General features: G+C 70.0%; 8 protein-coding genes and 2 tRNA genes. 1 reads left to right on the top strand and 9 read right to left on the bottom strand.

Annotated features, from left to right (window positions below; genetic code table 11):
- The 6 genes from ACTHMF_RS00490 to ACTHMF_RS00465 all read right to left on the bottom strand — a co-directional run.
- Nucleotides 1-529: ATP-dependent Clp protease proteolytic subunit (locus tag ACTHMF_RS00490; RefSeq protein ID WP_440315851.1), on the bottom strand; the 529-nt coding region annotated here is incomplete at its 3' end.
- 28 nt (nucleotides 530-557) lie between these two features.
- The gene (locus tag ACTHMF_RS00485; RefSeq protein ID WP_314148398.1) at nucleotides 558-1,151 is read right to left on the bottom strand and encodes an ATP-dependent Clp protease proteolytic subunit; all 594 of its coding nucleotides are present in this window, start codon (nucleotides 1,149-1,151) and stop codon (nucleotides 558-560) included.
- 101 nt (nucleotides 1,152-1,252) lie between these two features.
- On the bottom strand, nucleotides 1,253-2,146 hold the full coding sequence (locus ACTHMF_RS00480) for a DMT family transporter (protein ID WP_314148397.1): 894 nt from the start codon (nucleotides 2,144-2,146) through the stop codon (nucleotides 1,253-1,255).
- 239 nt (nucleotides 2,147-2,385) lie between these two features.
- On the bottom strand, nucleotides 2,386-2,871 hold the full coding sequence (locus tag ACTHMF_RS00475) for a tetratricopeptide repeat protein (RefSeq protein WP_440315850.1): 486 nt from the start codon (nucleotides 2,869-2,871) through the stop codon (nucleotides 2,386-2,388).
- Nucleotides 2,872-2,949: 78 nt separating this feature from the next.
- Nucleotides 2,950-4,371 carry a trigger factor gene (gene tig / locus ACTHMF_RS00470; protein ID WP_440315849.1) on the bottom strand — a complete coding sequence of 474 codons (1,422 nt, stop codon included), beginning with the start codon at nucleotides 4,369-4,371 and terminating at the stop codon, nucleotides 2,950-2,952.
- A 60-nt stretch (nucleotides 4,372-4,431) separates the two neighbouring features.
- Nucleotides 4,432-4,506, bottom strand: a tRNA-Pro gene (locus ACTHMF_RS00465).
- Nucleotides 4,507-4,604: 98 nt separating this feature from the next.
- Here ACTHMF_RS00465 and ACTHMF_RS00460 point away from each other — a divergent pair.
- Nucleotides 4,605-4,678: transfer RNA gene (locus tag ACTHMF_RS00460), tRNA-Gly, on the top strand.
- Nucleotides 4,679-4,752: 74 nt separating this feature from the next.
- Here the strand turns inward: ACTHMF_RS00460 and ACTHMF_RS00455 are convergent.
- The 3 genes from ACTHMF_RS00455 to ACTHMF_RS00445 form a co-directional block, all read right to left on the bottom strand.
- Nucleotides 4,753-7,443, bottom strand: coding sequence for an FG-GAP-like repeat-containing protein (locus ACTHMF_RS00455; protein ID WP_440315848.1), 2,691 nt, complete (start codon nucleotides 7,441-7,443; stop codon nucleotides 4,753-4,755).
- Between the two features lie 150 nt (nucleotides 7,444-7,593).
- The gene (locus ACTHMF_RS00450; protein ID WP_314147280.1) at nucleotides 7,594-7,806 is read right to left on the bottom strand and encodes an Rv0909 family putative TA system antitoxin; all 213 of its coding nucleotides are present in this window, start codon (nucleotides 7,804-7,806) and stop codon (nucleotides 7,594-7,596) included.
- Between the two features lie 49 nt (nucleotides 7,807-7,855).
- Complete coding sequence (locus ACTHMF_RS00445) at nucleotides 7,856-8,509, bottom strand: response regulator transcription factor (protein ID WP_440315847.1); 654 nt, start codon at nucleotides 8,507-8,509, stop codon at nucleotides 7,856-7,858.
- Between the last annotated feature and the right edge of the window lie 100 nt (nucleotides 8,510-8,609).

The raw sequence follows: 8,609 nt of genomic DNA, 5'->3' as shown, positions 1-8,609 counted from the left end.
TCGCGAGCGTCTCCTCCAGCCAGGTGCGCATGCGCATGATCTCGTTCGCCTGGATCTCGATGTCCGACGCCTGGCCCTGGCCGGCCTGGCCGACGGCCGGCTGGTGGATCAGGATGCGCGCGTTCGGCAGTGCGAGGCGCTGGCCGGGCGTCCCGGCGGCGGTGAGCACCGCCGCGGCGGAGGCCGCCTGGCCGAGCACGACCGTCTGGATCTGCGGACGGATGTACTGCATCGTGTCGTAGATCGCCGTCATGGCCGTGAACGAGCCGCCGGGCGAGTTGATGTACATGACGATGTCGCGGTCGGGGTCCTGGCTCTCGAGAACGAGCAGCTGGGCCATGATGTCGTCGGCCGATGCGTCGTCCACCTGGACGCCGAGGAAGATGATGCGGTCCTCGAACAGCTTGGCGTACGGGTCCTGACGCTTGTAGCCGTAGGCGGTGCGCTCCTCGAAGCTGGGCAGGATGTAGCGGGCGCCAGGCGCCTGCACGCCGCCTGCGGCCTGACCGCCGAGCATAGGGATGTTCATTTCGTTGGTCCTCGTCCTTCTCGCGGTCCTACTTGGTCTCCTGGTCGGTCCCGCCGCCGCCCGCGACGTCGAGAGCCGACTCGCGGATGTGGTCGACGAAGCCGTAGTCGAGCGCCTCCTGCGCGGTGAACCAGCGGTCGCGGTCGCCGTCGGCGTTGATCTGCTCGACGGACTTGCCGGTCGCGGAGGCCGTGATCTCGGCCAGTCGCTTCTTCATGTCGAGGATCAGCTGCGCCTGCGTCTGGATGTCGCTCGCGGTGCCGCCGAAGCCGCCGTGCGGCTGGTGCAGCAGGACGCGCGCGTTGGGCGTGATGTACCGCTTGCCCTTGGTGCCGGCGGTCAGCAGCAGCTGGCCCATCGAGGCCGCCATGCCGATGCCGACCGTGACGATGTCGTTCGGGACGAACTGCATGGTGTCGTAGATGGCCATACCGGCCGTGATCGAGCCGCCGGGCGAGTTGATGTAGAGGTAGATGTCGCGCTTCGGGTCCTCTGCGGCCAGGAGCAGCAGCTTCGCGGCGATCTCGTTCGCGTTCTCGTCCCGGACCTCGGAACCGAGCCAGATGATTCGGTCCTTCAGCAGTCTGTCGAAAACACTGGGCTGGATACCCATGTCGGCCATGTTCGCTCCGTTTCCTTTGTCGCTTGGAAATGAATCTATCGGAGGGTTTCCGGCATTTCGGCGCTGTTCGCCGTGGGCAGATACAGTGTCGCGGCGCGTGCTCAGCCGAGCGCGAGCAGAGCGACCCCGCCCAGCACGACGGCCGATCCGGCCAGGCGCTGCAGCGGCCGCGGCTCGCCGAGCAGCAGCCAGCCGGCGAGGCTGACCAGGACGACGGACAGCTCCCGCGCCGGCGCGACGAGCGAGACCGGCGCGAGCGTCATGGCGCTGAGTACGAGGATGTACGACAGCGGCGAGAGCACGCCGACCACGATCACCTGCCGCCGGTAGTCGCGCCAGGCGGCGCGCACCTCCGCGCGCCTGGCGACCGCGATCGGCGCGAGCAGCACGATCTCCCCCAGCGAGCAGCCCACCATGAACGCGACGGGCGAGACGCCGAGGTCGTTGACGGTGAACGCATCCCACAGCGTGTACACGGCGATGGTGACGCCGGTGAGCAGCCCGTACAGGATGCCGGGGCCGAGCAGCAGACGGGCGCGCCCCCGTCCGCTCCCACCAGGCACGGACGCCGGCGCGCCGGTGCTGAGGCCGATCCCGACGATCCCGGCCACGACGACAGCGGCCCCGGCCAGGGCGAGCGCGGACGGGTGCTCGCCGAACAGCAGGATCGCGAACACGACCGAGAGCAGCGGTCCCGTCCCGCGCGCCATCGGGTAGACCACGGACAGGTCGCCGTGCCGGTAGCCGCGCTGCAGCACCCACATGTAGCCGACGTGGATGATCGCGGAGACGCCGGCGCCGACGGCCAGCCAGCGCAGGTCGGCGCCCGAGAGCGCCAGGTCCACACCGGCCGCGGGCAGCCAGAGCACGGTCGAGGCGACCGCGCCGAGGAAGATGAACGGGACGCCGCTGGCGCTGGCGCGCTTGGACGCGAGGTTCCAGCTCGCGTGGCAGAACGCGGCGATCACGACGAGCAGCAGGGCGACGGGCGACATAAGGATCCTCTCCCCCGTCGCGTGGGCGCGACGGAGCGGATCCTCCGGGCTTTTGTCCTGTCAGATGACGGGGCGCGGCGCGCTCCCGTGGTGCCGCTCGGACCAGTCCTCCCGCCGGGGCGGGAACGGAACCCTAGGCACTGTCGGGATCAGCCTAGCGGTCGCCGCGCGAGCGTCCGCCTCGTGGCGTGACGGGCGCGAGTGAACAACGCGCGAACGATCGGCGAAGCCCGGGAGGGTCAGCTGTCCTCCAGCTCGGCCGCATAGGCGGCGACGGCGCGTCCGTAGCGGGGCAGACGCTGTGCGAGCGCGTCGAGGGCCTCGCGCAGAGCCGCGGCGGGGAGGCCGGAGTCGAACAGGGCGAGCGCGGCGAACGCGTGGGCTGCGCCGGCGAGTTCGTGGCCCGGATGCTCCTGCAGGAGGTCGCGCAGCATCCCGAGCGCTTCCTCCGGGCGGTCGAGGTTGCGCAGGGTGCTCGCGAGCTGGATGATCGCCTGGCCGCGCTGCGGCTCGGCGAGGCCCGCATCCAGCGCAGCACGGTAGAGCGGCTCCGCCTCGGCCTCACGGCCCGCGAAATCACGGGCGCCCGCCGCTTCGAACAGGGCGATCGGGTCGCCGGAGTCGCGTTCTGCCACGAGGGCGTCGATCGCGGCCACCGTCTCCTGCTCGTCGCGCTCCCCCGCCGCGTGCCAGACCGCGTCGATGCGCTCCTGCCAGTCGTCCATCCGTGTGCCCTCCCGTCGTCCCGCCGAACGCACGAGAGGCCGGGCCCACGCGGGACCCGGCCTCTCACACGATGCGACCTACTTGTCGGCCGCCTTCTTCTTGGCGGCGGCCTTCTTCTTCGGCTTCTCCTCGGCGGCGGGCTCCTCGGCGGGGACCTCGTCCGCGGCCTGCTCGGCAGCCGGCTGCTCCTCGGCAGCAGCGGCGGCGTCGGCGTCATCCTCCTCCGGGAGGGCGATGAACTCGGTCAGGTCGACCTTCGCACCGTTGGTGTCGACGACCTCGACCTTGCCCAGGATGACCGCGAGCGCCTTGTTGCGGGCGACCTCGCCGACCATCGAGGGGATCTGGCCGTTCTCGCTGAGGATCTTGACGAACTCGTTCGGGTCCATGCCGTACTGGGCGGCGCCCTGCACGAGGTACTGGGTGAGCTCGTCCTGGCTGACCTTGATGTCCTCGCCCTGCGCGACCTCGTCGAGGAGGATCTGCGTGCGGAAGGTCTTCTCGCTGGACTCCTTGACCTCGGCGCGGTGCACGTCGTCCTCGAGACGGTTCTCCTGCTCGAGGTGACGGTGCACCTCGTCCTCGACGAGCTGCTCCGGGACCGGGATCTCGACAAGCTCGAGCAGCTTGTCGACCAGCTGGTCGCGCGCCGCGGTGCCCTGGCCGAACGCCTTCGCGCGCTCGACCTGCGTGCGCAGGCTCTGGCGCAGCTCGCCGATGGTGTCGAACTCGCTCGCGATCTGGGCGAAGTCGTCGTCCGCCTCCGGCAGCTCGCGCTCCTTGACGGCGTTCAGCGTGACGGTGATCTGCGCGTTCTCGCCCTCGTGGTCGCCGCCCATGAGCGGGGCCTCGAAGGTGGTGGTCTCGCCGGCGGTGAGGGTCTCGAGCGCCTCGTCGATGCCGTCGATGAGCTCGCCGGAGCCGATCTCGTAGGAGATGTTCGCGGCGGTGTCGACCTCCTCGCCGCCGATGACGGCGACCAGGTCGATCTGCGCGAAGTCGCCCTTCTTGGCGGGACGGTCCACGGTCACGAGCGTGCCGAAGCGGCTGCGCAGGCGGTCCAGCTCCTCCTCGACGTCGTCGACGCCGACCTCGGCCGCGTCGACCGTGATCGTGATGTCGTCGAAGGCAGGGAGGGTGACCTCGGGGCGGACGTCCACCTCGATGGTCAGCAGCAGGTCGCCCGAGAAGTCCTTCTCGTTCGGCCACTCGGTGATGTCGGCCTCCGGACGGCCGAGCGGGCGCACGTCGTTCTCCTCGACGGCGCGACGGTAGAAGCCGTCCAGGCCCTCGTTGACCGCGTGCTCCAGGACGGCGGCCTTGCCGACCCGCTGGTCGATGATGGGCGGCGGCACCTTGCCCTTGCGGAAACCGGGGATGGTCACCTGCTCGGCGATGTGCTCGTACGCGTGGTTGATGGACGGCTTCAGCTCCTCCGGCGTCACCGAGATGGTGAGCTTGGTGCGGGTGGGGCTGAGCTTCTCGACCGTGGTCTTCACGATGTCTGGGTTCTCCTGAATGTTCGAACGATGGTCTACTCGCAAGGAACGAGGTCCTCGTCGGGGCGACAGGATTCGAACCTGCGACCTCCCGCTCCCAAAGCGGGCGCTCTAGCCAAGCTGAGCTACGCCCCGGCTTCAGCGGTGCGAAAGACCACGCGCAAGTCTACTGCACGCGGGCGCGGGCCCGTTATGTACTACGATGGTCGTCGGCCGTCCGCCAGGGCGGCTTCGGGGATGTAGCTCAATGGTAGAGCCTCAGTCTTCCAAACTGATTACGCGGGTTCGATTCCCGTCATCCCCTCCAGAACAGGAAAACCGCTGGGATCTCGCTCGATCCGCAGCGGTTTTCCTGTGTTCGGGGGCCGGAGCCCTCGTGGCTCAGCGGTAGACGTCCCAGCCGGTGCCGATGGTGGTGGCGGTCGACGAGAAGCCGGCGGTGAGGTTGCCGCCGTCGCCGGTGCCCGCGTAGAAGTAGACGGTTCCCGACGGCGTGACGCCGACGAGATCGTTCTTGCCGTCGCCGTTCACGTCGCCTACGCCGGCCACCGAAGTAAAGCCGTTCCAGCCACTGCCGATGACGACTGGGCTCGCGAAGGTTCCGGTCGCGCTGACCGTGCCGGTCCCTCGGTACAGGGACAGCGCGCCGTCCGACGTCCGCACGATCAGGTCCGGCTTGCCGTCGCCTGTGAAGTCGCCCGGCCCGATCAGGGACGAGGAGCTGTTCCAGCCGGAACCGATCTGCTGGGCGGGCTTGTAGCCCTCCGCGGTGGTGCTCACGACCCCGGTGCCTGCATAGAACATCGCGGTGCCGTCCGGCCGGACGGCGACCATGTCCTGCTTGCCGTCGCCGTTCAGGTCTCCGACGCCGACGACCGATGAGTAGACGTTCCAGCCGCGGCCCACCTGCACGCCCGGCTTGTAGCCGGACGAGGTCACCGACGAGCTGATCGATCCGGTGCCTGCGTAGAACCAGAAGGTGCCGTCGGCACGGATGCCGAGCAGGTCCGGCTTTCCGTCGCCGTTGTAGTCGCCGACCCCGACCAGGCGGGAGTAGACGTTCCAGCCCCAGCCGATCTTCACCGGGGCGCCGAAGACGTCGCTCGTGCCCGTGCCGGGGCGGAAGGACAGCGTCCCGTCCGTGCCCACGGTGAGGACGTCGCGCTTGCCGTCGCCGTTGAAGTCGCCGACCGGGATGACCTGGGCGGTCCCCGGCCACGTCGAGGCGAGCGCGGACCCGGTCTTGTAACCTTCGCTGCCGAGCGCGGCTCCGCTGATGAACCGGAGCGCGCCGCCGACAGTGCGGTCCAGGAGGTCGGGGGTGCCGTCGCCGTTGAAGTCGCCGGGCGCCGCGAACATGTCCGTGGAGCTGACGCCGGGCAGGGTCATGGGCGCGGCGGGCTTGTACCACGGCGCGGCCCTCGTACCCGAGTAGAACCCGGCCGAGCCGTCGGCGCGGATGCCGAGCAGGTCGGGCTTGCCGTCCTTGTCCAGGTCGCCGATCCCGAGAACCGTCTGATACGTGTCCCACGAGCTGCCGATCTGCACCGGCGCGGAGAAGATGTTGCCCGCCGTCGCGTTGCCAGTGCCGGCGAGGAGCCACAGCGTCCCGTCCGGCTTCACGCCGATGACGTCCGCCCTCTTGTCGCCGGTGAAGTCCCCGACCCCCTGCAGCTGCTTGTACTGGTTGTAGCCGGTGCCCACCTGGACTGCGGGCGCGTAGCCCTGGCTGCTCGCACTCACGGTGCCGGTGCCCGCGTAGAACATCAGCGTGCCGTCCGGCTTCCTCGCGAGCAGGTCCGGTTTGCCGTCGCCGTTCAGGTCGCCTGCGCCGACCAGGACGTCGTACGCGCCCCAACCCGTCCCGATCTGCTGGCCGGAGCGATAGCCGGAGCTCATGCCCGTGACGCTCCCGGTTCCGCCGTAGAACCACAGCGTGCCGTCGTAGCGCCGCCCGATCAGGTCCGGCTTGCGGTCGCCGTCGAAATCGCCGACGCCGACCACGCCGCTGATCATCGGCTGGATGATCGGTCCGTTCGCGGCGAACTGCTGCAGGTTCGCGAGCGTTCCGTTGAACGTGTCCTGGTCGCCGGGGAAGACACCGGAGCTGGCGTACTGCCAGATCGAGTAGTTCGCCCAGCCGGCCGGCAGAGTGCCGGCGCCGGAGGCGAGGTTGGAGGGGTAGCGCGCGATGAACAGCGGGTTGGCGCCGAAGCCGGCGTTGTTGCCCGTGCATCGCGTCCACCAGTCCGTGGTGGAGTAGATGGCGGGGAGACGGCCGGTGCGCGTCAGGATCGTGTTCGAGAAGTCACGGATCCACGACACCATCTGCGCGGCGGTCATGCCGTAACAGGTGGCGCCGTACGGGTTGTACTCGATGTCGAGCAGCGGGGGCAGCGTGCGGCCGTCCGCGCTCCAGCCTCCCCCGTTGTTCACGAAGTAGTTGGCCTGGGCCGCTCCGGACGAGGTGTTCGGTGTTGCGAAGTGGTAGGCGCCATGCATGAGACCGGCCGCGTACGAGTCGTTGTACTGCTCGGCGAACTGGCTGCTCTTGTAGTCGGTGGCCTCCGTCGCTTTCACATAGACGAACTTCGCGCCGTTGGCCGCGATGGTGCGCCAGTCCGCGGCGGTCAGAACCTGCCAGCCGCTCACGTCCAGGCCGGGGATTCCGGGCGGGAAGGCGGTCGCCTGGGAAGAGAACCCGCGCGTCGACTTCTGCGCCGCGCTGTTCGGGTCGTTCGCCAAGATGGTCGAGCCCATCGCGTGGTTGCGCGCCGCGTTCTGCGTTGCGAGCGACGGATCCTCCCCGACCTGCACCTGCGAGGTCGCGGTCGGAGCGGGCGACGGGGTCGCCGAAGCCGTCGGTGCGGGCGTCGCGGTCGGGGCCGGAGTAGTCGTCGGGGTGGGCTCTGCCGGGGTCGGCGTCGCCGTGGTCGCGGGGCTCGCGGCCGCCTCGTCGCCGGCCGGGGGCGCGGTCGTCGCGAGCGCCGGCTCGACACCCGTCACGGCGAGGCCGGTCGCGAGCGCGGCGACGAGCAGGGGCAGGAGTACGCGTGTGTGTCGTCGGGGCATGTCGTCTTCCAGGGTCGCGTCGGGGTCGATCCGGGTTAGACCGGAGGGTCTACTGTCCCCGACAGGCTACGACGGAATCGCCGGGGCCGGGGAACCGACTCGCACGGAGCGCGAGACGCTCCATGCGTTCACATGGATGTCGTTCGCGGTCTATTCGTCGCCGACGCGCTTGTCCGCCGCGTCGCGCGCGTCCTCGATCCGGTCGTCGAACTTCCCGCCGGAGACCTTCTTCGCGGCGTCGGCGACGCCGTCCAGGACCTTGTCGCTGATGTCCTCCGCCTGCTGCGACGACAGGGCGTCCTTGACCCTGTCGTCGTTCAGGAACTCCTGCGCCTTCTTGGTGATGTCGTCGAAACCGGCCACGATGCCGTCCCCTTGTCTGCTCGGTGCGGTGTCGTCGGCCAGTCTGCTCTCAGCGCTGCAGGAACGCCAGTACCGCCAGCACCCGCCGGTGGTCGTCGCCCGAATCCTCCAGGCCGAGTTTCTGGAAGATCGATGTCACGTTCTTATCCACCGCGCCGACCCCGATGACGAGCCGGGAGGCGATCGCGGCGTTCGTCCTGCCCTCCGCCATGAGCGTGAGGACGTCGCGCTCGCGCGGGGTGAGGGAGGCGAGCGGGTCGGTCCTCCGCACCAGCAGCTCGCGCACGACCTCCGGGTCGAGCACGGTGCCGCCGGTGGCGACCCGGCTGACGGCGTCGCGCAGCTCGTCGAGGGAGGCGATGCGGTCCTTGAGCAGGTAGCCGGTGCCTCCGCTGCCGCTCGCGAGCAGCTCCTGGGCGTACGCACCCTCGACGTACTGGCTGAGCAGCAAGACCGCGACGCCCGGATGCGCGGCTCGCAGGTCGAGCGCCGCACGCACGCCCTCGGCCCGGAAGGTCGGAGGCATCCGCACGTCGAGCACGGCGACGTCCGGCTGCAGCTGCGGGATCGCAGCGAGCAGCGATTCGGCGTCGCCGAACGCGCCGACGGTGCGGAAGCCCGCCTCGTCGAACAGCCGGATCAGCCCCTCGCGGAGCAGGACGGAGTCGTCGGCGACCACGAGGCGGAGGGGAGCGTCTGTCACCCCTCCACCCTAGAGACGCGACCCGTGGGGGGGGGCGGCCCCCGCCCCCCGCGCCGCGGCGGGCGGGGGGCGCGCGCGCCGGGGGGCCCCCCCGGCGCCG

It is taken from the genome of Leifsonia sp., assembly GCF_051955155.1.
Classification (GTDB): domain Bacteria; phylum Actinomycetota; class Actinomycetes; order Actinomycetales; family Microbacteriaceae; genus Leifsonia.
Note: the sequence above shows the minus strand (reverse complement) of the source record. Positions and strands in the feature narration are given on the sequence as shown.

Bases quoted from the DNA above. Each gene is read 5' to 3' on its own strand.
- ACTHMF_RS00485 (WP_314148398.1), bottom strand. From the start codon at position 1,151: ATGGCCGACATGGGTATCCAGCCCAGTGTTTTCGACAGACTGCTGAAG.
- ACTHMF_RS00475 (WP_440315850.1), bottom strand. From the start codon at position 2,871: ATGGACGACTGGCAGGAGCGCATCGACGCGGTCTGGCACGCGGCGGGG.
- ACTHMF_RS00455 (WP_440315848.1), bottom strand. From the start codon at position 7,443: ATGCCCCGACGACACACACGCGTACTCCTGCCCCTGCTCGTCGCCGCG.
- ACTHMF_RS00480 (WP_314148397.1), bottom strand. From the start codon at position 2,146: ATGTCGCCCGTCGCCCTGCTGCTCGTCGTGATCGCCGCGTTCTGCCAC.